Origin of the sequence: Actinokineospora enzanensis DSM 44649, from assembly GCF_000374445.1 — a bacterium.
GTDB lineage: Bacteria > Actinomycetota > Actinomycetes > Mycobacteriales > Pseudonocardiaceae > Actinokineospora > Actinokineospora enzanensis.
Genome location: NZ_KB894409.1, coordinates 180,369 through 205,705 on the forward strand (window position 1 = coordinate 180,369; position 25,337 = coordinate 205,705).

At 70.9% G+C, this 25,337-nt stretch carries 22 protein-coding genes; 11 read left to right on the forward strand and 11 right to left on the reverse strand.

Features of this window, described 5'->3' with window-relative positions:
- Positions 1–100: 100 nt before the first annotated feature.
- Both C503_RS39055 and C503_RS43235 read left to right on the forward strand, forming a co-directional pair.
- On the forward strand, positions 101–472 hold the full coding sequence (locus tag C503_RS39055; RefSeq protein WP_018682402.1) for a hypothetical protein: 372 nt from the start codon (positions 101–103) through the stop codon (positions 470–472).
- On the forward strand, positions 472–1,791 hold the full coding sequence (locus tag C503_RS43235; protein ID WP_018682403.1) for a PPE domain-containing protein: 1,320 nt from the start codon (positions 472–474) through the stop codon (positions 1,789–1,791). Before C503_RS39055 ends, C503_RS43235 begins: the two co-directional genes overlap by 1 nt.
- A gap of 122 nt (positions 1,792–1,913) precedes the next feature.
- Here the strand turns inward: C503_RS43235 and C503_RS0111770 are convergent, their stop codons facing one another.
- Both C503_RS0111770 and C503_RS0111775 read right to left on the reverse strand, forming a co-directional pair.
- Positions 1,914–2,456 (reverse strand): AMIN-like domain-containing (lipo)protein, encoded by a 543-nt coding sequence (locus tag C503_RS0111770; RefSeq protein WP_018682404.1) that lies wholly within the window; start codon positions 2,454–2,456, stop codon positions 1,914–1,916.
- Positions 2,457–2,541: 85 nt separating this feature from the next.
- Entirely contained in the window at positions 2,542–3,006 is a 465-nt protein-coding gene (locus tag C503_RS0111775; protein ID WP_084477022.1) for a gamma-glutamylcyclotransferase family protein, read from the reverse strand.
- Between the two features lie 140 nt (positions 3,007–3,146).
- Here C503_RS0111775 and C503_RS0111780 point away from each other — a divergent pair, with 140 nt between their 5' ends.
- On the forward strand, positions 3,147–4,547 hold the full coding sequence (locus C503_RS0111780; protein ID WP_018682406.1) for an NAD(P)H-quinone dehydrogenase: 1,401 nt from the start codon (positions 3,147–3,149) through the stop codon (positions 4,545–4,547).
- Between the two features lie 825 nt (positions 4,548–5,372).
- Positions 5,373–5,693: a hypothetical protein gene (locus C503_RS0111785; protein ID WP_018682407.1), complete on the forward strand. Its 321-nt coding sequence runs from the start codon at positions 5,373–5,375 to the stop codon at positions 5,691–5,693.
- Between the two features lie 161 nt (positions 5,694–5,854).
- On the opposite strand, the gene glpK is transcribed toward C503_RS0111785, so the two are convergent.
- Entirely contained in the window at positions 5,855–7,366 is a 1,512-nt protein-coding gene (glpK, locus tag C503_RS0111790; RefSeq protein ID WP_018682408.1) for a glycerol kinase GlpK, read from the reverse strand.
- A 34-nt stretch (positions 7,367–7,400) separates the two neighbouring features.
- A complete protein-coding gene (locus C503_RS0111795; RefSeq protein WP_018682409.1) occupies positions 7,401–8,141 on the reverse strand; it encodes an MIP/aquaporin family protein in 741 nt (246 codons plus the stop codon).
- Between the two features lie 173 nt (positions 8,142–8,314).
- Here C503_RS0111795 and C503_RS0111800 point away from each other — a divergent pair, with 173 nt between their 5' ends.
- Complete coding sequence (locus C503_RS0111800; RefSeq protein WP_018682410.1) at positions 8,315–10,066, forward strand: glycerol-3-phosphate dehydrogenase/oxidase; 1,752 nt, start codon at positions 8,315–8,317, stop codon at positions 10,064–10,066.
- Between the two features lie 126 nt (positions 10,067–10,192).
- On the opposite strand, the gene C503_RS0111805 is transcribed toward C503_RS0111800, so the two are convergent.
- From C503_RS0111805 to C503_RS0111825, 5 genes are all read right to left on the reverse strand, one after another.
- Complete coding sequence (locus C503_RS0111805) at positions 10,193–11,497, reverse strand: amidohydrolase (protein WP_026316197.1); 1,305 nt, start codon at positions 11,495–11,497, stop codon at positions 10,193–10,195.
- Between the two features lie 201 nt (positions 11,498–11,698).
- Positions 11,699–11,971, reverse strand: coding sequence for a hypothetical protein (locus C503_RS39070; protein WP_018682412.1), 273 nt, complete (start codon positions 11,969–11,971; stop codon positions 11,699–11,701).
- 39 nt (positions 11,972–12,010) lie between these two features.
- Positions 12,011–12,997: a methylmalonyl Co-A mutase-associated GTPase MeaB gene (gene meaB / locus C503_RS0111815; protein WP_018682413.1), complete on the reverse strand. Its 987-nt coding sequence runs from the start codon at positions 12,995–12,997 to the stop codon at positions 12,011–12,013.
- 19 nt (positions 12,998–13,016) lie between these two features.
- The gene (scpA, locus tag C503_RS0111820; RefSeq protein WP_018682414.1) at positions 13,017–15,197 is read right to left on the reverse strand and encodes a methylmalonyl-CoA mutase; all 2,181 of its coding nucleotides are present in this window, start codon (positions 15,195–15,197) and stop codon (positions 13,017–13,019) included.
- Positions 15,194–17,047 carry a methylmalonyl-CoA mutase family protein gene (locus C503_RS0111825; RefSeq protein ID WP_018682415.1) on the reverse strand — a complete coding sequence of 618 codons (1,854 nt, stop codon included), beginning with the start codon at positions 17,045–17,047 and terminating at the stop codon, positions 15,194–15,196. The genes scpA and C503_RS0111825 overlap by 4 nt, the downstream gene beginning before the upstream one ends.
- A gap of 154 nt (positions 17,048–17,201) precedes the next feature.
- Here C503_RS0111825 and C503_RS0111830 point away from each other — a divergent pair, with 154 nt between their 5' ends.
- Positions 17,202–18,848, forward strand: a complete 1,647-nt coding sequence (locus C503_RS0111830) for a serine/threonine-protein kinase (protein WP_033400532.1) — start codon at positions 17,202–17,204, stop codon at positions 18,846–18,848.
- Positions 18,849–19,009: 161 nt separating this feature from the next.
- Here C503_RS0111830 and C503_RS0111835 read toward each other — a convergent pair whose 3' ends face one another.
- A complete protein-coding gene (locus tag C503_RS0111835; RefSeq protein ID WP_018682417.1) occupies positions 19,010–19,669 on the reverse strand; it encodes a MerR family transcriptional regulator in 660 nt (219 codons plus the stop codon).
- A gap of 90 nt (positions 19,670–19,759) precedes the next feature.
- Here C503_RS0111835 and C503_RS0111840 point away from each other — a divergent pair, with 90 nt between their 5' ends.
- The 5 genes from C503_RS0111840 to C503_RS0111860 are packed head-to-tail and all read left to right on the forward strand — an operon-like array spanning position 19,760 to position 23,994.
- Positions 19,760–20,653, forward strand: coding sequence for a hypothetical protein (locus C503_RS0111840; RefSeq protein ID WP_018682418.1), 894 nt, complete (start codon positions 19,760–19,762; stop codon positions 20,651–20,653).
- Positions 20,650–21,096: an ABA4-like family protein gene (locus C503_RS0111845; RefSeq protein WP_018682419.1), complete on the forward strand. Its 447-nt coding sequence runs from the start codon at positions 20,650–20,652 to the stop codon at positions 21,094–21,096. The genes C503_RS0111840 and C503_RS0111845 overlap by 4 nt, the downstream gene beginning before the upstream one ends.
- Positions 21,093–21,905: a purine-nucleoside phosphorylase gene (locus C503_RS0111850; RefSeq protein WP_018682420.1), complete on the forward strand. Its 813-nt coding sequence runs from the start codon at positions 21,093–21,095 to the stop codon at positions 21,903–21,905. Before C503_RS0111845 ends, C503_RS0111850 begins: the two co-directional genes overlap by 4 nt.
- A complete protein-coding gene (locus tag C503_RS0111855; RefSeq protein WP_018682421.1) occupies positions 21,902–23,542 on the forward strand; it encodes a phospho-sugar mutase in 1,641 nt (546 codons plus the stop codon). Before C503_RS0111850 ends, C503_RS0111855 begins: the two co-directional genes overlap by 4 nt.
- Positions 23,542–23,994: a flavodoxin family protein gene (locus tag C503_RS0111860; protein WP_018682422.1), complete on the forward strand. Its 453-nt coding sequence runs from the start codon at positions 23,542–23,544 to the stop codon at positions 23,992–23,994. Before C503_RS0111855 ends, C503_RS0111860 begins: the two co-directional genes overlap by 1 nt.
- On the opposite strand, the gene C503_RS47820 is transcribed toward C503_RS0111860, so the two are convergent.
- The gene (locus tag C503_RS47820) at positions 23,991–24,965 is read right to left on the reverse strand and encodes an AraC family transcriptional regulator (protein WP_018682423.1); all 975 of its coding nucleotides are present in this window, start codon (positions 24,963–24,965) and stop codon (positions 23,991–23,993) included. The two genes, C503_RS0111860 and C503_RS47820, sit on opposite strands and share 4 nt — an antisense overlap.
- Positions 24,966–25,337: the final 372 nt, after the last annotated feature.

The window sequence follows — 25,337 nt, forward strand, 5'->3', positions numbered from 1 at the left end:
AACGAGCCGGAACGGTCGAAACCGACCGTGATGACTCGATAGAGTTGCTCCCAACCACAGGCAGTGACACAACCGCGAACACTGGGGACGGGGAGGGGAAGTGCCAGGGACCCACAGGCCCGACGGACACGGGGGTGGCCGCGGGCAGGACCTGCTCGACCTGGCGCCGGAGGCGGTGCCCGCGCTGCGCGCCGCGTTCGTCGACGCGCTGGCCAGCGTCGATCGGCAGTTGGAGCTGGGCGAGACCGGCCTGGCCGTCGAGGCGTGGGCGCACGACCCGGTGAGCCAGGACGCCACCCGCGCGGTGAACGCACTGACGGCGCACTCCGAACGGGCCGCGCTCGACCAGCTGCGCGCGTACCGGGCGCAGCTGGACACGGCCGTGCACAACCTGGACAAGGTCGCCGAGCAGTACCGGCTGCTGGAGGACGACAACGCCGCCACGGTCACGCAGAAGGGGGCGACGGGCTGATGGCCGAGCCGAACACCGAGGCAAGGCGCTGGCGCGGCTTCACGCACAAGGAGCTGTACCTGATGCTGCACGACGGCCCGGGGGCGCAGGCCTCCGCCGAGCCGTCCCGCCGCTGGACGGCGCTGACCGCCACGCTCAGCGACATCGGCCAGGACCTGGCCACCGCGCTGGGCGGCTCGGCGTCGGGCTGGGCGGGCCGGGCAGCGGGCGCGGCGGTGGACCGACTGTCCCCGTTAGCCGGTTGGGCGCGCGCGGGCGCGGCGACGGCCGAGAGCATGCGCGTCGCGGTGGAGAACCAGGCCGAGCACATCGCGCGGGCCCGCGCCGACATGCCGGTGCCCGAGGACGTCCCGGCCCAGCAGCCGGACCCGGCGGTCCCGCCCGCGCTGCTGGTCGCCACCACGGGGGCGGACGCGGAGCCGGTGGAGGCCGCGCAGTCCGCCGGGGAGCAGAAGGCATTCGAGGTCATGGCGACCTACGAGCAGAACACCTCGACGAACTTGCACTCATTGACCGGGTTCGCCAACCCGCCCGCGTTGCCTGGTTCGTTCGCCTCGAACAGCAGGCGTGGTGACGGGGTGCAGGGGACGCACGTGTCGTTCGCGTCGACCCCGCAGGTGAACCCGGTGCCGGTGGTGCCCGACCTGGATCAGCAGCAGTTCCGGCCGCAGCATTTCCACGGTGGTCCGGGTGGGTTCGAGCACTCGGGCGGCCCGGTCGGGGGCCAGGGTCTGGGGCTGTCGGCGGCCGCTCCGGTGGAACCGTTGCCGCGGGTGCGGCCGATGGGGCCGGGGCTGCTCAGCGGCGTCGGTTCGGTCGGGCTGGACAACTCGGTGATCGGTCTGGGCGGCATGACGACCGGACCGACCGATGCCGAGGACAACGCCACCCGCCGACCTGGACGCTCGGCGTCCATGACCGGCGCGGGTGCTCCCGGGCATGGGGGCGACCCGAGCTCGTTCAACTCGGGGTCGGGGTCCGGGAATGCCGGACTGAACGCGAGTCCCAGCCTGGCCGCCGGGGCCAATCCGGCTTCCGCCACCGGGACGCCGATGGCTCCCGGTGCGGGCGCGGCCGGTGGGGCGCCGATGTCGTCCAACGACAAGATCGCCATGCGGCGGTTCGGGGTGGACGCGCTCGGCTCCAGCCAGTGGTTCGGTGACCCGGGCGAGTCCACTATGGGGGCCGGGTCTTCCGGTGCGGGCGGTCGGCAGTTGGGTGGGCGTCGGCGGGAGTTGAGCCAGACGGAGCAGGTCACCGAGTCGGTGACGATCGACGGGGAGGACGTCAACCTGCCGCCCGGGGTGATCGGCGGCTGATAGTCCTCAGTAGACAAAAGCCCCGACGGACCTGGTGTCCGTCGGGGCTTTCTTTTGGTGTAGGCCCATATTCCGCAATGGACGGCCCCGGCGCTACCCAGGGCCGTCCGAATAGGTGGGTCCTACCAGCTGTGCGCCACGTCGATGACCACGCGGGACGGGCCGGTCAGGGTGAACACCCGGAACGGGAGGCGGGCTCGGACGCCCAGGCCGACCGTGGTGGTGCCCTCGAAGGAGCCGGCCCAGGAAGCCTGGCGGAAGGTCTGGTAGCCGGTGACGTCCACCAGTTCCGTCCAGTTCGCCGGGTGGTAGGTGAGGTTGCCGTTGTCGTCGTAGGCGGGTGAGTAGACCACGATCTGCAGGAACGCGCCGCCGCGCAGCGGGACGGGCTTGCCGGAGCCGTCCATGGTGACCTCGGGGACGTACTGCACGTAGTAGCCCTGGGTGGCGGTGCCGGACAGGTCGATGACCAGCCGGTCGTAGCAGTCCTGGCGGCCGGAGCGGATGTTGGTGACCGGGCCCGCCGTGCTCGGGGCCGCGGTCTTGGTCAGCGAGCCCCAGCCGGACTCGCAGGCGGTGACCGCCGCGGGCGCGGCGGTGGGCAGGGCGACCGTGAGGGTGGCGGCGGTGGTGACCGCCAAGACGATCTTCATGAAGGCGCGCATGTCATTCGGCTCCCCTCGAACCATCGGTACGGCCTACGCGCAGGCCGTACCCGGGGAGACGCGCGACACACTTTCGAGTTGCGTGTCAGCTGGCGGTGGCCGGTCCGATTCCGTCGCACGGCCTAGTGCGCAGGCCCGCCACGTAGTCCGCGGGGGCGCCCGCGGCCTCGGCGGCGTCCGCGACCACGCCAAGGTACCTGGCCGAGGGCAGGCCGCCCTCGTAGGCGTCCAGCACGTACAGCCAGCTGAGCACCGAGCCCTCCAGGGTCTGCACCCGGAGTCTGATCTTGGAATGCAGCGCCAGCTCGGCGCCCTCCCAGCGGTCGAGGTTGACCTCATCCTCCTCCGGCACGTCGTAGAGCACGACGAACACCTGGGAGCCCGGTTCCTCGACCAGCGTGGCCAGGGCACCCTCCCAGCCCAGGTCCTCGCCGCCGAAGGTCAGCCGCCAGCCGACGAGCCACCCCGTCCCGGCCATCGGCGAATGCGGGGCACGCTGCATCATCTGGCCCGGATCCATGTTCGACCCGTAAGCGGCATAGAGCGGCACGCCGGACAGCCTAGCCACACCGTGCGGTGCTAGCAGGCAGCCGCGCGGAGGGATCACCTTTTCGCGGCCACCCGAGGCCCGGTCGGGGTGCTCCGCGTACCGTGTTCGCGGAACACGCGCGGGGTTGGATGGAGGCTCGGGTGACCCGGATCGTGATCATGGGTGGGGGTCCGGCGGGGTACGAGGCAGCGCTGGTCGCGGCGCAGCACGGGGCCGAGGTGACCGTGGTCGAGCGGGACGGCCTCGGCGGCGCGTGCGTGCTCTACGACTGCGTCCCGTCCAAGACGTTCATCGCCTCCGCGGGCGCCAGGGTGGCCTTCCGGGACGCCGACGAGCTGGGCATCGGCACCGACGACGTGGACTCCACCGTGCACCTGCCGGTGGTCCGCGGCCGGGTGCGCGGGCTGGCCCTGGCCCAGTCCGCCGACATCCGCAACCGGGTGCAGCGCGAGGGCGTGCGAGTGGTCACCGGCACCGCCCGGTTCTGCGACGACCGCACCGGCATGGCCGCGCACCGGGTCGCCATCGACACCGGCGCGTCCACCGAGGTGCTCTCCGCCGACGTGGTGCTGATCGCCACCGGCGCCACCCCCCGGGTGATCCCGGGCGCGGAGCCGGACGGCATCCGGGTGCTGGACTGGCGGCAGATCTACGACCTGGAGGAGCTGCCCGAGCACCTGGTCGTGGTCGGCTCCGGGGTCACCGGCGCCGAGTTCGCCTCGGCGTTCATCGAGATGGGCGTTCAGGTCACGGTGATCTCCAGCCGGGACCGGGTGCTGCCGCACGAGGACGCGGACGCGGCGGCCGTGCTGGAGGACGTGTTCGCCGAGCGCGGCACCACGCTGGTCAAGCACGCGCGCGCGGAGAAGATCGAGCGCGACCACACCGGGGTGACCGTCCACCTGCGCGGCGGCGAGACGGTGCGCGCCAGCCACGCGCTGATGACCGTCGGCTCGGTGCCCAACACCACCGACATCGGCCTGGACAAGGTCGGCATCGAGCCGGGGCCGGGCGGGTTCATCACCGTGGACCGGGTGTCGCGCACCGGCGTGCCGGGCATCTACGCGGCGGGCGACTGCACCGGGGTGCTGATGCTGGCCTCGGTGGCGGCCATGCAGGGCCGGATCGCGATGTGGCACGCGCTGGGCGAGGGTGTCACGCCGATCAAGCTGAAGACGGTGGCGGCGAACGTGTTCACCCATCCGGAGATCGCTACCGTCGGGATCAGCCAGCACGCCATCGACTCCGGCGAGGTGCCGGCGCGCACGATCATGCTGCCACTGGCCACGAACGCGCGGGCCAAGATGGAGGGCCTGCGGCGCGGGTTCGTGAAGCTGTTCTGCCGCCCGGCGACCGGCGTCGTCATCGGCGGGGTGATCGTGGCGCCGAGCGCGAGCGAGCTGGTCCTGCCGATCGCGCTGGCGGTGCAGAACCAGTTGACCGTGGACGATCTGGCGCTGACCTTCTCGGTCTACCCGTCGCTGTCCGGTTCGATCACCGAGGCGGGCCGTCAGCTGATGCGGCACGACGATCTGGACTGAAATTCACTCGGTTTCCAGGTTTGCCCGGCAGGTTCACCGGATCGTGCATATCGTGTGGCTGTTCGCTCGCTGCTCCGTGACCACATTTACGCGAGAACGAGTGAAACTGTGTCGCCGCTCTTTCGATAGAGCTACTGAGCCGGTACCCCTGGGGAACCGAACCGTTATGGAGGCTGACATGCCGCGTCGGACCGAGTGCCCGGAATGTCTGGGCTCAGGACTCGCCCCCAACCGCAAGGACTTCTGTCCGCGCTGCGGCGGGATCGGACAGATCCCGCGAGTGTGGACCGGTGCTCTCGCGGTGCGAGTCCAGGAAAGAATCGGGGTCTGAGCACCCCGGCCACGCCGAAGTCCCCCAGATCGTGCTCGGTCCCCGATCGTCCGGAAGTGTGCTCGGGTCGACGGGATGAACTGACCATGATTCAGGAATTCGGTGCGGACGACAGGTGAGAACGTTTCGCTTGGGCCGTTCGGGGCGGACTGAACGGCCCAAGCGAACCGCGCGTGACAGTCACTGCTCTATTCGGGGCAAGCTTTCCCGAAGGGGCTAACGAGTACGGCGCCAACCGCGAGCCTGGTGCGGTAATCCCCGCCCAGAGAGGTATCGCCGTGACCTATCCCTCGCAGCCGCCCGGACAGCCGCAGTACTGGCAGCCACCGCAGGGATATCCCACGCCACCACCGGGATTCCCGCCTTCGCCGGGCCCGCCGTCGTTTCCACCGGTTGCATCGCTCCCGACAGGACAACCGTTTCCCCCGGCCGGTCCACAGTTCCCGTCTGGACAGCCCACGCCGTACCCGCCGGGCATGCCATACCAGCCAGGCATGCCATACGCACCGGGGATGCCGTACGCGCCCTACGGTCAGCCGCAGAAGAACGGCCTGGCCATCGCGGGCTTCACCCTCAGCGCGGTCGCCGTCACGCTCGTCCTGCTGGGCTTCGCGATCCGCGGCCTCGGCCTCGGCTTCATCTTCGTAGTCCCGATCACCATCACCGGCGTCTCACTGTCCGCGGCGGCCATCGGCCGCGCCAACCGCGGCATGGGCGGTCTCAAAGGACTGGCCATCACCGGGGTGATCCTGGGTTCGGCACTGTTGGCGTTCTGGGCAGTCGCTCTTACCGTGACACTCGCGGCCCACCATTGACACCGAGCCGCACCGTCCGTCATGGACTATGACCGAGCTGTCCACAAGTCCCCCGCGTCCTCGCTTTTGTCAAAGACACGATCACATTCCCCAACACTGGCGGAAAAGAGCCGTGCGGCCTGATGGGACATTCGTCCGTACGGGTCGGGACACACGGGTGGTCAGTCCTCGTCCACCCAGTCGAAGGTGCGGGTGACCGCTTTCTTCCAGCGCCGGTAGGTCCGGTCCCGCGCGTCCTGCGCCATCGCGGGTGTCCATTCCTTGTCCTGTGCCCAGTTGGCGCGGATGTCGTCCTCGCCCGCCCAGTAGCCGACGGCCAGCCCGGCGGCGTAGGCGGCGCCGAGCGCGGTGGTCTCGGCGACCACCGGGCGGATCACCGGCACGCCCAGGATGTCGGCCTGGAACTGCATCAGCAGCTCGTTGCCGACCATGCCGCCGTCCACCTTGAGCGCGGTCAGCGGCACGCCGGAGTCGGCGTTCATGGCCTCGATGACCTCGCGGGTCTGGAACGCGGTGGCCTCCAGCACCGCGCGGGCGAGGTGACCCTTGTTCACGAACCGGGTCAGGCCGACGATCGCGCCGCGCGCGTCGGACCGCCAGTACGGCGCGAACAGGCCGGAGAAGGCGGGCACGAAGTAGCAGCCGCCGTTGTCCTCGACCGTGCGCGCGTGCTCCTCGATCTCGGCCGCGCTGCCGATCATCCCCAGGTTGTCCCGGATCCACTGCACCAGCGAGCCGGTGACCGCGATCGACCCCTCCAGCGCGTACACCGGCGGGCGCTCGCCCAGGCGGTAGCAGACCGTGGTGAGCAGCCCGTTGTCGCTGGCGACCGGTTCGGTGCCGGTGTTGAGCAACACGAAGTTCCCGGTGCCGTAGGTGTTCTTGGCCTCGCCCGGCGCCAGGCAGGCCTGTCCGAAGGTGGCCGCCTGCTGGTCGCCGAGGATGCCCGCGATCGGCACGCCCGCCAGCGCCCCGCGCGGCCGCACCCGGCCGTACTCCTGCGAGGACGAGCGGATCTCCGGCAGCATCGACAGCGGGATGCCCATCTCCGCCGCGATCGCCGCGTCCCAGTCCAATGTGGATAGGTCCATCAGCAGGGTGCGCGAGGCATTGGTCGGGTCGGTGGCATGCACGCCGCCGTCGACGCCGCCGGTCAGGTTCCACAGCACCCAGGTGTCCATGGTGCCGAACAGCAGCTTCCCCGCCTCGGCGGCCGCGCGGGCACCGTCGACGTTGTCCAGGATCCAGCGCACCTTCGGGCCGGAGAAGTACGTGGCCAGCGGGAGCCCGGTCCTGGCCCGGTACCGCTCCTGCCCACCACCGAGTTCCCCGAGCTGCGCGGCGATGCGGTCGGTGCGGGTGTCCTGCCAGACGATCGCGTTGTAGACCGGCTCCCCCGTCTCCCGGTCCCACACGACGGCCGTCTCGCGCTGGTTGGTGATACCGACCGCGACGATGTCGGAGTCGTGCAGGTCGGCCTTGGCCAACGCGCCCGCGACCACCGCGCGGGTGTTCTCCCAGATCTCCAGCGGGTCGTGCTCCACCCAGCCCGCGCGCGGGAAGATCTGCTCGTGCTCGCGCTGGTCGACCGCGACCACCCGCCCGTCGTGGCTGAAGACCATGCACCGGGTCGAGGTGGTGCCCTGGTCGACAGCGGCCACGTACTCGGTCATGCGCACCTCTCCGGGGGTCGATCAAGCAGCACGGTCACATGGGCAACGCGCGGGCGAGCAGGCCCGCGAGCATGGCGCCGAGCACAGGACCCGCGACGGGCACCCACGCGTAGCCCCAGTCCGCCCCGCCCTTGCCCCGGATCGGCAGTACCGCGTAGGCCACGCGCGGCCCGAGGTCGCGGGCGGGGTTGATGGCGTACCCGGTCGGACCGCCGAGCGCGGCGCCGACCGCGATCACCACGAACGCCACCCCCGCGTAGCCGAGCGCGGCGTTGCCGAACTGCGGCACCCCGCTGCCGTCCACCTTGGCACCCGGGCTGGTCAGAATCCAGAACACCAGCACGAACGTCGCGATCACCTCGGTGAGCAGGTTCCACGGCGGGTTGCGCACGGTCGGCCCGGTGGCGAAGATCCCGAGCGTGTCACCGGGCTCGTCGTGGGTGTCGAACTGGAGCTTGTAGGCCAGCCAGCACAGCACGGCCCCGAGGAACGCGCCGGTGAACTGGCCGATCAGGTAAGCCGGGACCTGCGCCAAGGGCAGCTTCCCGGCGCTGAGCAGGCCGATGGTGACCGCCGGGTTGATGTGCGCGCCGCTGGGCGCGGCGATGCTGGCCCCGGCGAACACGCCGAACCCCCAGCCGAGCGTGACCAGCAGCCACCCGCCGTCGAACCCGGCGGACTCGCGCAGGTGGGTGTTGGCCACGACGCCGGTGCCGATGAGGATCAGGACGGCGGTGCCCAGGAGTTCCCAGAGGACGATCTGCCAGAAGCCCACGCCGGTCTCCCTCGCGCCGCCGGGCAGGCCCGGGGGGCGGTCACCATTCGCCTACCCTGAGTGATCCCCGACGTTACCCGCCGCCCGGTCGACTGTCCACGGCCCGACTGCCCGACCGCGCCGGGACCGGTAGCGTGGGTGGCGCTGCCCGGTGCTCGTCGAGGGAGGCGAACATGGTCGACCCCACCGCACGCTCCACATCGGACACCCCGGGCGGTGCCCTGGGCCCGACCCAGCGCGCCCGCGCCTGGACCAGACTGACCGAGGACCAGTTCGACGTCCTGGTCATCGGCGGCGGCGTGGTCGGCGCGGGCACGGCCCTGGACGCGGCTACCCGGGGCCTGCGCGTCGCCCTGGTCGAGGCCCGCGACCTGGCCTCCGGCACGTCCAGCCGCTCCAGCAAACTGTTCCACGGCGGCCTGCGCTACCTGGAGCAACTGGAGTTCGGCCTGGTCCGTGAGGCCCTGCGGGAACGCGAGCTGATGCTCACCCGGCTGGCCCCGCACCTGGTGAAGCCGGTCAGCTTCCTCTACCCGCTCACCCACCGCCTGTGGGAGCGCCCGTACACGGCGGCGGGCCTGTTCCTGTACGACACCATGGGCGGCGCGAGATCGGTCCCCGGCCAGAAACACCTGACCCGCGCGGGCGCGCTCCGCCTGGTCCCCGCCCTGCGCCGCAGCGCCCTCATCGGCGGAATCCGCTACTACGACGCACAATCCGACGACGCCCGGCACACCACCACGGTCGCCCGCACGGCGGCCCACTACGGCGCGGTGGTCCGCACCTCCACCCAGGTCGTCTCCTTCACCCGCGAGGCCGACCGAGTCTCCGGAGCCCACGTCCGCGACGTGGAAACCGGCGCGGAGACCCAGGTCCGCGCCAACGTCGTCATCAACTGCACCGGCGTGTGGACGGACGAACTCCAACGAGCCTCCGGCAGCCGGGGCCGTTTCCGTGTCCGCGCAAGCAAAGGCGTCCACATCGTCGTGCCACGCGACCGGATCGTGGCCGAGTCCGGCCTGATCCTGCGCACCGAGAAGTCGGTCCTGTTCGTCATCCCGTGGCGCAACCACTGGATCGTCGGCACCACGGACACCGACTGGAACCTCGACCTGGCCCACCCGGCGGCGACCAAGCAGGACATCGACTACATCCTCGGCCACGTCAACACAGTTCTCGCCACCCCGCTGACCCACGCCGACATCGAAGGCGTCTACGCGGGCCTGCGCCCATTGCTGGCAGGCGAGAGCGAGGAAACCTCGAAACTCTCCCGAGAACACGCGGTGGCCCGAGTCGCCCCCGGCCTGGTCGCCATCGCGGGCGGCAAGTACACGACCTACCGCGTGATGGCCGCCGACGCGGTGAACGCCGCCGCCGTGGACCTACCGGGCCGCCTGCAACCATCCATCACCGACCAGGTCCCGCTCCTGGGCGCGGACGGCTACCACGCGCTGGTCAACCAGGCAGACCTGCTGGCCACCAGATACGGCCTGCACCCCTACCGAGTCCGCCACCTCCTGGACCGCTACGGCTCCCTCATCCACGAGGTCCTGGACCTGGCCGCCGACCGCCCCGAACTCCTCAAACCGGTAGCGGGCGCCCCGGACTACCTCCAGGTCGAACTCACCTACGCCGCCGCCTGCGAAGGCGCCCTCCACATCGAGGACGCCCTCACCCGCCGCACCAGAATCTCCATCGAATACGCCCACCGAGGCACCGAATCAGCCGAGCAAGCCGCCGCTCTTCTCGGCGAGGTACTCGGCTGGGACGAGGCACAGGCGCAACAGGAGATCACCAACTACCTGGCCCGCGTGGAAGCCGAACACAAATCCCAGGACCTCACCGACGACCCATCGGCAGACGCCATCCGCGCGGCCGCCCCCGAGGTCAGGCCACACCTTTTGGAACCCATAATCCCAGCCTAGAACCGATCCCGAAGCCGCAGGCGAGGCAACCTCAGCACAGGAAAGCGGTCGATCGGGGGAAACACATGGTCGTCTCCCCCGATCGACCACATAAGCACAAACCTCAAGCAAAGCGCGGCAAACAGCCTACGCCAGAGCGGCCAACGCCGTGTGGGCCATTACTCGAATCCCCACCAACAGCGCCCGCTCATCCAACTCGAATGTCGGCTGGTGCAAATCCCGCATCGGCCCCTCCCCAGGCCATACCCCCAGCCGCATGAACGACCCCGGCACATGCTCCAGATACCACCCAAAATCCTCCCCCCCGGCGGACTGCTTGGTCCCGACCAGCGCCGACTCCCCCAGCGCCGACTCGATGGCAGTCCGCAGATACTGCGTGCTCTCCCGCTCATTGGTCACCGGCGGCACCCCCCGCCGATGCAGCAGCTCATACCCCACCCCGGTGGGCGCGAGCAGCGACTGCACCAGCCCGGACACCAACGGCTCCAGGTCCGACCACACATCGTGGTCCCCGGTGCGCAGTGTGCCCCGCAGCAACCCGTCCTGCGGCACCGCGTTCGGCGCGTCGCCCGCGTGCACCGCCCCCCACACCAGCACCGTGCCCGATCGCGGGTCCACGCGCCGGGACAGCAGCGCGGGCAGGCCCGTGATCACGGTGCCGAGCGCGTGCACCAGGTCGGCGGTGAGGTGCGGGCGGGACGTGTGGCCCCCCGGCGACGTCAGCCGCACCTCCAGCAGGTCGGCGGCGGACGTGATCGCCCCGACCCGGGTACCGACCTTGCCCACCTCGGTGCGCGGATCGCAGTGCAGGCCGAAGATGCGTTCCACACCCTCCAGCCCACCGGCCTCGATCACGTCGAGCGCGCCGCCCGGCATGACCTCCTCGGCGGGCTGGAAGATCAGCCGCACCCGGCCGGGCAGGGGCGGGCCAGAGGCCAGCGCGATGCCGGTGGCCAGCAGGATGGTGGTGTGCGCGTCGTGCCCGCAGGCGTGCGTGGCCTCCGGGGTGCTCGCCGCGTACGGCAGGCCGGTGGCCTCGGTCATCGGCAGCGCGTCCAGGTCGGCGCGCAGCGCCACGCAGCGCTCGCCCTCCCCGATGTCGCAGATCAGGCCGGAGCCGCCGGGCAGCAGCTCCGGCTGTAGACCGAACGACTTGAGCAGCCCGGCCACCAGCTCGGTGGTGGCGAACTCCTGCCGGGACAGCTCGGGGTGCGCGTGGATGTGCCGGAACCAGGCCAGCACATCCGCCGCGTTGGCGGCCAGCCACTGGTCCAGCCACTCCGGCCCGCGGCCCGCTCCGAGATCCTCCACAGGGGGCATGGTGACGCCACTGGGGGTGATCAGCACGGCAGACTCCTGGTCGGTGCCACCCGTTCGGGTGCCCCGACCACCTTCGTACGGCAGGTCAGGCCGCGATTCCAGCACAGTCACGCGACCCTCCCGTGATTGGTCTCGATCGTGGTTCCGTTTCCATTTGCCACGATCCTGCCCCAAGTCGAGGGCCGGACCGCCCGGATCACCGGAGTCGTACGGCCCGCGGTCGCGGGGCTGCGCCGAACGGCTAGGGGGTGTTCGTCCGCACTGGTTGGGTGATCAAGATGATCGGCCGCTGGTCCGGGGTGAGCCGCAGCCTCAGCTCTTCCTCCGCTTGGCGCGCACCCGGTTCCCGTAGATCACGATGGCCAGCAGCACCACCGCGGCGACCCCGATGACCAGCTTGTTCTTCGCCTTGTCCTTGTCCGCCTCGGTGGGCGCCTGCGGGATGTCCACGCCGGGGGCGGTCGGCGCGGCCTGGGCGAGCGCCACACCCCAGTCCGCGGCGGGCGCGGCCGAGGCGGTCGGCGCGCCGCCCAACAGGATCGCGCCGAACAGAACGGCGCCCAGCAGCAACCGGGTGAAGCGCACGTGCCCTCCGCAGGCTCGGGTGCAGGTCCGTGGATCAGGCTATCCGGTGCCCGCCTCGCCCGCGAAGGCCGAAAGGATCGATTCGGCCGCCAGCGTTGGGGTCAGCTGTCCGGCGCGGACCTGGCGTTCCAGCTCCGGGGTGAGCGCCCGGACGGCCGGGTGGTCGTGCAGACGGGCCAACAGCGCGTCGCGGACCATGGTCCAGGTCCAGTCGACCTGTTGCTGTCTGCGCTTTTCGGCCAGCTCGCCGCTGCGGGTGAGCGCGCGGTGGTGCGTCTCCACCTGTTCCCACAACGCGTCCAGGCCGGTGTTCTCCTGTCCGCTGCACGTCAGCACGGGTGTATGCCATGTGGCGTCGGGATTGCGCAGCATCCGCAGCGCGCCCGCGAGCTCCCGCGCGGCCTGCTGCGCCTCGCGCGCGTGGTCGCCGTCGGCCTTGTTGACCGCGATGACGTCCGCGAGCTCCAGCACGCCCTTCTTGATGCCCTGCAACTGGTCACCCGTTCGGGCCAGTGTCAGGAACAGGAAGCAGTCGACCATGTTCGCCACCGCGGTCTCGGACTGGCCGACGCCGACGGTCTCCACCAGCACCGTGTCGTAGCCCGCCGCCTCCATCAGCACGATCGTCTCGCGGGTGGCGCGGGCGACGCCGCCGAGCGTGCCGGAGGTGGGCGATGGGCGGATGAACGCGGCGGGGTCGACCGCCAGCCGGGCCATCCTGGTCTTGTCGCCCAGGATGCTGCCGCCGGAGCGGGTGGACGACGGGTCAACGGCCAGCACCGCGACCCGGTGCCCGTCGGCGGTCAGGTTGGTGCCCAGCGCGTCGATGAACGTGGACTTGCCCGCCCCGGGCACGCCGGTGATGCCGACCCGGTGCGCGCCGCCCGCGTGCGGCAGCAGCTCGACGAGCAGCCGCTGGGCGAGCGCCCGGTGGTCGGCGCGCCGGGACTCCACCAGGGTGATGGCCCGGGACAGCACGCCGCGGTCCCCGGCGAGGACCCCCTTGGCGTACTCGGCCACACCCATCGGCGCCTTCCCGGTCGGCTCAGCCAAGTTCGTGCCCGTGCCGGTCGGCCAAGGCGCGCACCAGCTCGGTGGCCGCGTCGGCGATCACCGTGCCGGGCGGGAAGATCGCGGCGGCGCCCGCGGCGCGCAGCTCGGCGAAGTCCTGCGGCGGGATGACGCCGCCGACCACGATCATGATGTCGGCCCGGCCGAGCGCGGCCAGCTCGGCGCGCAGCGCGGGCACCAGGGTGAGGTGCCCGGCGGCCAGCGAGTTCACCCCGACCACGTGCACGTCGGCCTCCACGGCCTGGCGGGCGACCTCGTCCGGGGTGCTGAACAGCGGGCCGACGTCCACGTCGAAGCCGAGGTCGGCGAACGCGGTGGCGATCACCTTCTGGCCGCGGTCGTGCCCGTCCTGGCCCATCTTGGCGACCAGGATGCGCGGTCGCCGTCCCTCCGCCTCGGCGAACGCGTCCACCACCGCGCGCGTCGTCTGCACATCGGACACCGCACCCACCTCGTCCCGGTACACCCCGGAAATGGTCCGGATCTGCGCCGAATGCCTGCCCCAGACCTTGCCGATGGCCTCGGAGATCTCGCCGACGGTGGCCTTGGCGCGGGCCGCGTCGATGGCCAGCTCGAACAGGTTGCCGTCGCCGTCGGCGGCCCTGGTGAGCGCGTCGAGCCTGCTGGTGACCGCGTCGTCGTCACGTTCCTCGCGCAGGCGGCGGAGTTTCTCGATCTGCTGCGCGCGCACACCCGCGTTGTCGACCTTGAGGACCTCGATCTGCTCTTCCGCGTCGACCCGGTACTTGTTGACGCCGATGACCGGCTGCCGCCCGGAGTCGATGCGCGCCTGGGTGCGCGCGGCGGCCTCCTCGATGCGCAGCTTGGGGATCCCGGCGTCGATCGCGCGGGCCATCCCGCCCGCGGCCTCCACCTCGCTGATGTGCCCCCAGGCCTGGCGGGCCAGGTCGTGGGTGAGCCGTTCGACGAACGCGCTGCCGCCCCACGGGTCGATCACCCGGGTGGTGCCGGATTCCTGTTGCAGCAGCAGTTGCGTGTTGCGGGCGATACGCGCGGAGAAGTCGGTGGGCAGCGCGAGCGCCTCGTCGAGTGCGTTGGTGTGCAGGGATTGCGTGTGGCCCTGGGTGGCGGCCATCGCCTCGACACAGGTGCGCACCACGTTGTTGTAGACGTCCTGGGCGGTGAGCGACCAGCCGGAGGTCTGGCTGTGCGTGCGCAGGCTCAACGACTTGTCGTTGCTCGGGCCGAACCCCTTCACCAGTTTGGCCCACAACAACCGCGCGGCGCGGAGTTTGGCCACCTCCATGAAGAAGTTCATGCCGATGGCCCAGAAGAACGACAGCCGCGGCGCGAACGCGTCCACGTCCAGCCCGACGTCCCGGCCCGCCCGGATGTACTCGACGCCGTCGGCCAGCGTGTAGGCCAGCTCCAGGTCGGCGGTCGCCCCGGCCTCCTGCATGTGGTAGCCGGAGATGGAGATGGAGTTGTACTTGGGCATGTGCCGCGAGGTGTAGCCGAAGATGTCGGAGATGATCCGCATCGACGGCCGCGGCGGGTAGATGTAGGTGTTGCGGACCATGAACTCCTTGAGGATGTCGTTCTGGATGGTCCCGGCGAGCTGTTCGGGGGCCACGCCCTGTTCCTCGGCGGCCACCACGTACAGCGCCAGGACCGGCAGCACGGCCCCGTTCATGGTCATGGACACGCTCATCCGGTCCAGCGGGATGCCGTCGAAGAGCTGTCGCATGTCGTAGATGGAGTCGATGGCCACCCCCGCCATGCCGACGTCACCGGCCACGCGCGGGTGGTCTGAGTCGTAGCCGCGGTGGGTGGCCAGGTCGAACGCGACCGACAGGCCCTTCTGGCCCGCGGCGAGGTTGCGCCGGTAGAAGGCGTTGGACTCCTCGGCGGTGGAGAACCCCGCGTACTGGCGGATCGTCCAGGGCTGGTTCACGTACATCGTCGGATACGGTCCGCGCAGATACGGCGGCAGGCCCGGGTAGGTGTGCAGGAAGTCCAGGCCCGCGAGGTCGTTGTCGCCGTAGACCGGTTTGACGCCGATGCCCTCCGGGGTCTCCCAGGTCAGTGCGTCGGCGTCCTTGCCGGTCCGCTCGCGCAGCGCGGCGTGCCAGTCGGCGGCGGTGGCGGTGGGGGTGTCGCCGAGCTCGATTCCGGCGAAGTTCGGGATGCTCATGCCGGGACTCCCAGGGTTTCCAGGGTGACGCGCAGGACGTCGAGCGCGTCGCAGCCGGTGAATACGAACCCGTCCACGTCGGCGTGGTCGGCGGACGGCTTGCCCGCCAGCAGGACCCGGGTCGCGCCCGCCGCCTTGAGCGCGCGGGCGACCGGACCGGCCAGTTCGCCGTAGGAACGCTCCGAGCCGCACAGGCAGGCGATGGTGGCTCCGCTCTCGGCGAAGCGGGTGACGGCGGTCTCCGGGTCGGTGAGCACGCCGCCGTTCGGGGTCTCGATGCCGCCCGCCTGGAACAGGTTGGCGGCGAAGGAGGCGCGCGCGGTGTGCGCGGCGACCGGGCCGAGGGTGGCCAGGAAGACCCTGGGGCGCGCGCCGGTGTCCGCGAGTGTCCGATCGGAACGGTCGCGCAGCCGCTCGTACGCCTCCGCGTAGCGCACCACGGGCAGGCCGCCGGACGGTGCCGGTGGCGCGGGTGCGCGGGTGGGGGCGCGTTCGGCGAGGTTGGGGAACTCGCTGACGCCGGTGATCGCGTCGGCACGGGTGGCCAGGCGTTCCGAGCGGGCGGTCCAGGTGGCCGCGAGCCGGTCGGCGATCAGGCCGAGAGCCGCGGTGAACCCGCCCGCCGCCTCGATCTCGGTGAAGAACGCCCAAGCCGCCTCGGCCAGGTCGGCGGACAGCGTCTCCACGTACCAGGAGCCGCCAGCCGGGTCGATCACGCCCGCCAGGTGCGACTCCTCCAACAGCACCGACTGGGTGTTGCGGGCGATCCGGCGGGCGAACCCGTCGGGCAGGCCGAGCGCGGTGTCGAAGGGCAGCACGGTGACCGCGTCCGCGCCGCCGACGCCCGCGCCGAAGCAGGCCAGGGTGGTGCGCAGCATGTTCACCCACGGGTCGCGGGCGGTGAGCATGGCAGGCGAGGTGACCGCGTGCTGCCGCTGCCCGACCGGTGTCGCGCCGGACACCTGCAGCACCCGCGACCAGAGACGGCGCGCGGCCCGGAACTTGGCGATGGTGAGGAACTGGTCGGCGGTGGCCGCGTAGCGGAACTCCAGCTCGGCGGCGGCCGAGTCGACGTCCAGGCCGGTCTCGGTGAGCGCGCGCAGGTAGGCGACGCCCGCGGCGAGCGCGGCACCCAGCTCCTCGGCGTCGGACCCGCCCGCCTGGTGGTAGGGCAGGCCGTCGACGACGATCGTGCGCAGGTTCCGGTACTGGGCTGTCTCCGCGGCGAGCGCGACGGCACCGCCGAGATCGACGTCCTCGCCGGTGCGGGCGCGGTGGCCGAGCGGGTCGGCGCCCAGGTTGCCCTTGACGGCGCTGGCGGGAATGCCCTTGTCGGCGTGCACGCGCAGCAACTCGGCGGCGGCGGCGCGGTAGTCGGCGCCCGCGTCCAGGGTGACCGGGGCGAGATCGAGGTAGACGTCGGCGAGCACGTCACCGAGCCGCCCGACCGGGAACCCGGCGGCGCCGACGACCAGCCAGAGCGAGGTGACGCCGTGCTCCAGGTCGGCGAGCAGGGCCGACCCGCCGGTCGCCGGGTCGGCGTGCCGCTGCCGCACGTCCCAGCCGGTGGACACGTGTCCCTCGGGGTGGGCGCCGCGCAGGAACGGCGGCAGGCCGGGGAAGCCGGGGCGGGTGTCGGCGGCGGTGTAGAGCGGGTCGACGGTCACGCCGTCGTAGGTGCGGGTGGCCAGCAGGGTCTCGACCGGGTCGGCGTACCCATCGGGGAGCGCGCCGGTCCTGGTCAGGACCTTCTCGACCTGCGCCTGCCAGTGAGCACGGGTCGCGGCGGGGAACTCGCCCGCGAGCACCAACTCGTCCGGCACGGCGTCGGGCGCGGCGGGTGGCGTCATGTGCCTGGACTTTACGGACCCCGGCTAAAGCGGGTCATGTGAGACACATCGCGGTTACTGATCAGTACAGAGGGGTTGGTTTAGCTTTTCACCTGTGGGTGACGCGGTGGTGGGTGAGAATGTCGCCGTGTCGACCCCCGAGACCGAACAACGCCTGGTAGCGGGCCGCTACCGCCTGCGCAGGCAGCTCGGTCAGGGCTCCATGGGAACCGTGTGGGAGGCGTACGACGAGTTCCTCCGCCGACCGGTCGCGGTCAAGCAGGTCCGCCTGCTCGCCGACGACGCCCTGGAGGAGATCGAGGAGCTGCGCGAGCGCACCCTGCGCGAGGCCCGCGCCATCGCCGTGGTGTCGCACCCGAACGTGATCACCCTGCACGACGTGGCCCGCGAGGACGACGAGCCGTTCGTGGTGATGGAGTTCCTGGAGGCCACCAGCCTGGCCGAGCTGATCGGCGGCAACGGCCCGCTGTCCACCGAGCAGGCCGCCATCGTCGGGCACGCGGTCGCCGCCGCGCTGCAGGCCGCGCACGCCGCCGGGATCGTGCACCGGGACGTGAAGCCGGGCAACGTGCTGGTCTGCCCGGACGGCCGGGTCAAGCTGACCGACTTCGGCATCGCCCGCAACGTCTCCGAACGCACCCTGACCCAGCTGGGCGTCATGCTCGGCTCCCCGTGCTACATCGCCCCCGAGGTCGCCTCCGGCGGCGCGGTCACCCCGCAGGCCGACCTGTGGGGCCTGGGCGCCGCCCTGTTCGCCGCGGTCGACGGCCGGGCCCCGTACGACCCGGACGCGCCGGTCATGGAGACGGTCACCAAGGTCGTCAACGGCGAGGTCCCGGTCCCCGACTACGACGGCCCGCTGCGCCCGGTGATCCTCGGCCTGATGGTCAAGGACCCGGCCACCCGCATGCCCCTGCGCGAGGTGCGCGAGGTGCTGGCCGGGCTGCTGCCGAAACCGGGCAGCCCGGTGTACGAGAGCTTCCGCCTGGACACCCCGTCCCCGGAGAACGCGCGAACGGTGGTGACCAAACCGGCGTCGGTGTCGGTGGACGCGCCGACCGAGGTGGGCATCCCACTGGCCGCCGCCCCGGGACCGCTGCCGTTCACCGTCACCCCGCCCCCGCGCCGTGGCCCGCTCGCCACCGTGGCCCTGTTGGCTGCCGCCGTGCTCCTGTTCCTGGCCGCCACCGCGGGCGGTTTCATCCTGACCCGCACCATCGGCGGCCAACAGATCCTGCCCCAGGGCGCCGCCCCGGTGTCACAACAGGCGTCGGCCCCGCTGCGTGAACTGGCTCCCCAGACGGCCGACGCGGCGACGCTAGCCGGGGAACAGGGCGGCGGCTTCACGATCCCGATCCCGGACAACTGGGTGAAGTTCGTGGAACAGCGCACGGCGAAGACCCTGCCGAACAGCACGCGGGTGCATTGGGTCTCGCCGGACGGGACTTCCGAGGTCGTGGTCGAGCGCTTCCCGAACTTCTATCCGACACATGGGTTGGAGCAGTACATCCGCGTGCTTTCCACGCGTACGCCGGGGTATCGGGTCGTGAGCAACACGTCCCTGAACACGGGCAACCCAGAGATGGGCGTCCAACTCACCTACCGCGCGGTCGACGTCGCCGAGACTCCGGCGGATTCGGGCGCGAACAGTGTCAGCCGGACGTCGATCGCGAACATCCTGCCCACGGGGAAGGATCTCTGGGTGGTCAGCGTGACGGTACCGATCGAACAGGAGGACACCGGCCGCCGCGGCCTCTTCGCCCGCATAGTCCCGGAATTCCGCGTCCTGGGCCGCAACTGATCAGCGGCAGCGGCTCGACCCGGAACGTCGACTGTGTCTCGAACCGCCCACGACGCGCCTGACGGCGCAGCCGAAAACGACCAAGTACATCCAGGTACGAGGCCATTCCGAAGCCAATGTCAGGCAAAGCGGTACACGGTCAGTGTGTTCTGGGCGAGCCGTTAGTCGAACGTTCGGTGGCGGATGTTCGGGAAGCGGCGGGCCGACTCGTTGGTCTGGGCCATCCGGCGTAGCGCGAGGATGGCCGTGTCGCCCAGGGTCGTGCCCACGACCACGCTTTCCAGCATGAAGTCCAAGTCCTGGGCGGTGGCGACGTAGTCCAGGTCCACCACCCCGATCTCCCCGATGATCGGCGCGTACCGATAGATGAACTCCACGAACCGCGCGTGCCCCAGGTCCTCGGCGGTCACCACCACGCTGGCCAGGGCGGCGATCGCCGGATTGTTCAATGGCAGGTGCCAGCCCAGTTCGTTGCGCAGGTAGTCGACGATCTCCGCTTCCTTCGCCGTCTGCCGCTCAGCGTCCGCGTGTGGCTGCACCGTGGAGAACACCGCGCGTTGGACCGTGCCGAGGAGCTTGTCGATGTCGCTCTGCACGTCGTCGGCGTCGACCTGGTCCAGGATCTCCCGGACGGTGGCCAGCGGCATGCCGCCGACCTCGACCATCGCGCGGACGAGGCGGAGCCGGTGGATGTGGGTGTCGTCGTATCTGGCCTGGTTGGGGCTGGTGCGCTCGCCGGGGGGCAGCACGCCTTCGCGTAGGTAGTACTTGATCGTCGGTACCGGCACGCCGGTGCGCCTGCTGAGCTCCGCGATCCGCAACCACTCGCTCCGATCTTCTGGACAACCCCCGGGTGGATAGTGTATCTATGGATAGTAGGTAGTGCCACTATCCATAATGCAGGGGGAGACATGTTGACCCGGGTTCGCACCTGGCACCGGCCGTTGGTCCTGTTCACCGTCCTGATGGGGGCCCTGACGGTGGTCTCCCTCGTGGGCATGGTCGTCGACGACCGGCAGCTGGAGGGCGTGTCCGTCTGGCTCAAGCCGCTCAAGTTCGACTTATCGTTCATCCTGTTCGCGCTCACCTGGGCCTGGTTACTCTCGCTGCCCGAGCACACCACCAGGTTCCTCAACCGCACCGCCACCGTGCTCGTCGGCGGCGGGCTGGTCGAGATGGTGATCATCACCGTGCAGGCGGCGCGCGGCCGGATGAGCCACTTCAACAACACCACCACCCTGGACGGGACGCTGTTCCAGATCATGGGCGCGACGGTGGTGGTCATCTGGGTCGCCACCCTGCTGCTCACCATCAAGCTCGCCGCCCAGCGCCTGGCGCCCCGCCCGGAGCTGCTGGCGATCCGGCTGGGCATGGTGATCTCGTTGGTCGGCATGCTCATCGGCTTCCTGATGACGATCAACACCAGCAGCGGCGTCGAGGGCATCGTCGGCGCGCACGCGGTCGGCGTCCCGGACGGCGGCCCCGGCATGCCGCTGACCAACTGGAGCACCACCGGCGGCGACCTGCGCATCCCGCACTTCCTCGGCCTGCACGCGGTGCAGCTGCTGCCCATCGTGGGGCTGCTGCTCCGGCGACGCACCGACGAGCGGTCCGCGGTCCGGCTCGTGTGGACGCTCGGGCTCGGCTACGCGGGCCTGTTCGCCCTGCTCACCTGGCAGGCGATCCGCGGCCAGTCGCTGATCCACCCGGACTGGGCCACCGGCACCGCGTTCGGCGTGCTGGTCGTGGGCGTCGCGCTCGGCGCGCTGTCGTCCCGGCGCGGCAGCGAGGTCGCGGTCGCGTGAGCACGGTCTTCAACCTGGCGTTCCTCGCCGTCGTCCCGTTCTGGGCGCTGATGATCTTCGCGCCGACCTGGTCCTGGACCACCCGGATCGTCACCTCGCCGCTGATCCTGATCCCCGGCCTGGTGGTCTGGGCGGTCGCCGCCATCCCGGTGTTCGGTGACATGTGGACCGGGGTCACCATGCCCAGCCTGGCGTTCTGGTCGGACTTCCTGCGCGACGACCACGCGGTGGCCGCGATCTGGGCGCAGGTGCTGGCCTGGGACCTGTTCATCGGCCGCTGGATCTTCCTGGACAGCCGCGCCCGCGGCATCCACCCGCTGATCATGGCGCCGCTGTTGGTGTTCACCATCCTGCTGTCCCCCATCGGGCTACCGCTCTACCTGGTGGTGCGCCTGGGATTCCGGGCACGCACCGAGCGGGCACGCGTAGGCTCCGCCGTGTGACCGCCATCGACATCGACACCGACCCCCGCCGCGCCGCCGACGAGGCCGCCAAGGCGCTCGCCGAGCGGACCGGGGTGGACCGCCACGACATCGCGCTGATCCTCGGCTCCGGCTGGCGGCCCGCGGTGGACAGACTCGGCGACGCGGCGGCCGAGGTGCCGATGGCCGACCTGCCCGGCTTCCTGGTGCCCACCGTGCAGGGCCACGGCGGCACGATCCGCTCGATCCAGGTCGGTGACAAGCGGGTGCTGGCGATGCTCGGCCGCACGCACCTCTACGAGGGGCACGGCGTCGCGCGCGCCGTGCACGGGGTGCGTACGGCTGCGTCGGCGGGGGTGTCGTCGGTGGTCCTGACCAACGCGGCGGGCTGCCTGATGGAGGGGGTGCGGGTCGGCCAGCCGGTGCTGATCAGCGACCATCTCAACCTGACCGCGCGGTCCCCGCTGGTCGGCGCCGAGTTCGTCGACCTGACCGACCTGTACTCGCCGCGCCTGCGGGCGATCGCGCGGGAGATCGACCCGTCGCTGATCGAGGGCGTCTACGCGGGCCTGCCCGGCCCGCACTTCGAGACCCCGGCCGAGATCAACATGCTCCGGGTCATGGGCGCGGGCCTGGTCGGTATGTCCACGGTGCTGGAGGCGATCGCGGCCCGCGCGGCCGGGGTCGAGGTGTTCGGCCTGTCCCTGGTGACGAACCTGGCCGCGGGCATCACCGGCGAGCCGCTCAACCACCTGGAGGTGCTGGAGTCGGGCCGGGTCGCCGCCGAGGGCATGGGCGGGCTGCTGCGCGAACTGGTCGTGCGCTCGTGACCAGGCTGACCCCGGACCTGCGCGACCGCGCGTTCCGCTGGATCGCCGACGACCCAGACCCGGACACCCGCGCCGAGCTGCAACAGCTCGTCGCCGAAGCGATGGGCGGGGTGGCCGGGCGGGTCGAGGAGCTGGAAGACCGGATGTCCGGCCCGCTGACCTTCGGCACGGCCGGGCTGCGCGGGCCGGTACGCGCGGGTCCGAACGGGATGAACCGCGCGGTCGTCATCCGCACCACGGCCGGGCTCGCGGCATACCTGGTGTCGCAGGGGCACTCGGGCGGCATCGTGGTCGTCGGCCGGGACGCTCGGCACGGCTCGGAGGCGTTCTGGTCGGACACGGTCGCGGTGCTGACGTCGGCCGGGTTCGACGTGCACGCGCTGGCGCACCCGATGCCGACACCGATCGTGGCGTACGCGACGCGGAAACTGGGGGCGGTCGCGGGGGTGCAGATCACCGCGTCGCACAATCCGCCGCAGGACAACGGGTACAAGGTCTATGTGGACGCGGGCGCGCAGATCATCCCGCCCGCGGACAAGGCCATCGAGGCCGCGATCGCCGCGTGCCCGGCCGCCGTGTCGATCCCGCTGGCACCGGACCGCAAGACGATCGACGACGACGTCTTCGGGTCCTACCTGGACCACGTGGCCACGCTGCCCCGCGGCACCGCCCGCGCCCTGCGGGTCGCGGCCACCGGCCTGCACGGGGTCGGCGCCGGGCCGCTCGGGCTGGCGCTGCACAAGGCGGGCTTCGACGACATCCGGCTGGTCACCGAGCAGTCGCTGCCCGACCCGGACTTCCCGACGGTCAGCTTCCCGAACCCGGAGGAGCCGGGCGCCACGGACCTCTTGCTGGCCTTGGCGACCGAGACCGCCGCGGACATCGCCATCGCCCTGGACCCGGACGCCGACCGCTGCTCGGTGGGCGTCCGCGACGGTTCCGCCTGGCGCATGCTGACCGGCGACGAGGTCGGTGCGCTGCTTGGCGAGTACCTTCTGTCCACTTCGGACGCGGTGAACCCGTTGGTGGCCAATACCATCGTGTCGTCGTCGCTGTTGCAAACCATCGCTGTGTCGCACGGCGCGCGGTACGCCTCGACGTTGACCGGCTTCAAGTGGCTGGTGCGCGCAGGCGAGGGTTTGGTGTACGCGTACGAGGAGGCACTGGGCCACTGCGTGGACCCGGATGTCGTACGCGACAAGGACGGCATCTCGGCGGCGGTAGTCCTCTGCGACCTGGCCGCGACATTGCGCGCGGCAGGCCACACGTTGATGGACGCCCTCAACGACCTGGCTTTGCGCCACGGCCTGCACGCGACCCGCCAGGTTTCCTTGCGCGTCACGGATCTGAGCCGCATCGGCGCCATCATGGCCGCGCTGCGCACCAATGCCCCGGCCGAGCTCGCGGGTATCCCGGTTTCGGCGGAGGACCTGCTGCCGGACGCGAACGTGCTGCGGTACACGGGTTCCGGCGTGCGGGTGCTGATCCGGCCGTCGGGGACCGAGCCCAAGGTGAAGGCCTACCTGGAGGTCGTGATCCCGGTGGCGGACGCGGCGGCCCTCCCGGCCGCCCGCACGGAGGCCAACGACCGCCTGACCACCCTGGCAGGCGAGATCGCGACCCTCCTGGAATCCTGATGCCGCGGCTGTTGATCGTGCAGCACACGCCGTCGCCGAATCTGCGGGTGATGTACGAGGCGGTGCTGGCGGGGGCGTCCGATCCGGCGATCGAGGGTGTGCAGGTCGTTTCCCGGCCTGCCCTGGGCGCCACCGCGATGGACGTGCTCGAAGCGGACGGATATGTGCTTGGCACGCCCGCGAACCTGGGCTATATGAGCGGTGCCATGAAACTGTTCTTCGACCAGGTCTACTACCCGGTCCTCGACGCCACCCGAGGCCGTCCGTTCGGTTTGTACGTCCACGGCAACAACGACACAACCGGTGCCGTCCGGGCAATCGAGGGCATCACGAAAGGAATGGGCTGGACCCGGGCCGCCGAGCACGTGCTGGTCGCGGGGGAACCGACCACGGCGGATATCGGGGCCTGCCGGGAATTGGGCGGCACGCTCGCCGCGACGCTGATGGATTAGGCGCGCAGCGTCTGGCTGGGACTGCGCCCGTAGGCCTCGCGGTATTTGGTGGAGAACCGGCCCGGTTTGGCGAAACCCCACCGGGCCGCGATGGCCGCCACGGTGGCGCCGTTCGTCGGGTCGGCCTCCTGGAGATCGCGGTGCGCGCGTTCGAGTCTGACCCGGTGCAGGTACGCGATCGGACTCACGGCCCGATGTCTCGCGAACGCGTACTGCAGTGCGCGCGCCCCGACCCCGGCGGCGGAGGCGATGTCCGCGAGGGTGATGACCTGGTCGGCGTGCGTGTCGATGTACGCGACGGCCCGCCGCACCACCGCGGGCGGCACCTTCCCGGTCCCCGGCGTGTGCGCGACAGTCATGGTCGAGTTCGGGAAGACGCTGATCAGCCCGCCCGCGAGGGTCCGCATCATCTCGGCGGCGACCAACGGTTGTCCGACGGACGTGTCCGGCGCCAGGATCTCCCGGTTCGCCCACCCGAACAGCCCCCGCCAGTAACGATCCATCGCGGGCGACACCGGCGCCAACGACTCGAACCGCACCGACTTCGCCGCCACCCCGGTCATGTCCGCCGCCAACGCCGCAACCGACGCGGTGGGCAACCGCAACAGCGCGAGATCCGCGCCCACGGTTTCGCCGTGGAACGGAACGCCCGGTCGGATCAGACAGACCCCACCCTGCCCGATCCACACGTCCTCGTCGCCGATCCGGTAGCGCGCCCGCCCGTCCACCGCCCGCACGCAGATGAAGTGGTCCAACGGATCGGCCTTGGTCACGAAGTCGATCGACGTCCGCACCCGGTCCGCCGCCATCTCCCCGGCCGACGCGGTCGCCACCCGGAACTCGGCATCCCGCCGCCCGCGCCGCATGCTGCTGCGGTGCTGCAGGAACATCCGCTGCACCGCCGCAGCCGCCTCGTCCTCAACGTGCGTCGCGAACTCCAGACGCGTGATCGGGGGCGCGTCGACTGACATGGCTGTTGGTCCCTCCGCTGTCGAGGTCCGATCGAGCCCAGGCCACCCCCGCCTGACCATCATCGCTTTCCGTACCCGGCACGCTACCCCGCTCACCCATCCCCGCGCGAACGCGGAACCCTCTCGCCCTCCGATGTTCACCCGACCAAGCCCCCCGCCCACCCAATGTGACCAGCCCGAACGACCTTTTGCGACGCAATACGGAATCACCGCCCATAGGCAATTTGCCGAACGCCATATCGCCGCCACTCCGCCGTTTTGTCCGAACTGTGTCCACCGGCAGGGGAGCTTGCGCACGCCCTCGTCCGAGGTTTTCGCACCCCGTCGCGGGCCCTGCGAGCGACAGATCGCCACCGCCGAAAGGCCCGATCA

Coding starts and splice junctions, on each gene's coding strand:
- C503_RS0111785 (WP_018682407.1), top strand. CDS start 5,373: ATGCCATACGCACCGGGGATGCCGTACGCGCCCTACGGTCAGCCGCAG.
- scpA (WP_018682414.1), bottom strand. CDS start 15,197: ATGAGCATCCCGAACTTCGCCGGAATCGAGCTCGGCGACACCCCCACC.
- C503_RS47820 (WP_018682423.1), bottom strand. CDS start 24,965: ATGTCAGTCGACGCGCCCCCGATCACGCGTCTGGAGTTCGCGACGCAC.
- C503_RS0111800 (WP_018682410.1), top strand. CDS start 8,315: ATGGTCGACCCCACCGCACGCTCCACATCGGACACCCCGGGCGGTGCC.
- meaB (WP_018682413.1), bottom strand. CDS start 12,997: ATGGGTGTGGCCGAGTACGCCAAGGGGGTCCTCGCCGGGGACCGCGGC.
- C503_RS0111840 (WP_018682418.1), top strand. CDS start 19,760: ATGTTGACCCGGGTTCGCACCTGGCACCGGCCGTTGGTCCTGTTCACC.
- C503_RS0111825 (WP_018682415.1), bottom strand. CDS start 17,047: ATGACGCCACCCGCCGCGCCCGACGCCGTGCCGGACGAGTTGGTGCTC.
- C503_RS0111770 (WP_018682404.1), bottom strand. CDS start 2,456: ATGCGCGCCTTCATGAAGATCGTCTTGGCGGTCACCACCGCCGCCACC.
- C503_RS0111860 (WP_018682422.1), top strand. CDS start 23,542: ATGCCGCGGCTGTTGATCGTGCAGCACACGCCGTCGCCGAATCTGCGG.
- C503_RS43235 (WP_018682403.1), top strand. CDS start 472: ATGGCCGAGCCGAACACCGAGGCAAGGCGCTGGCGCGGCTTCACGCAC.
- glpK (WP_018682408.1), bottom strand. CDS start 7,366: ATGACCGAGTACGTGGCCGCTGTCGACCAGGGCACCACCTCGACCCGG.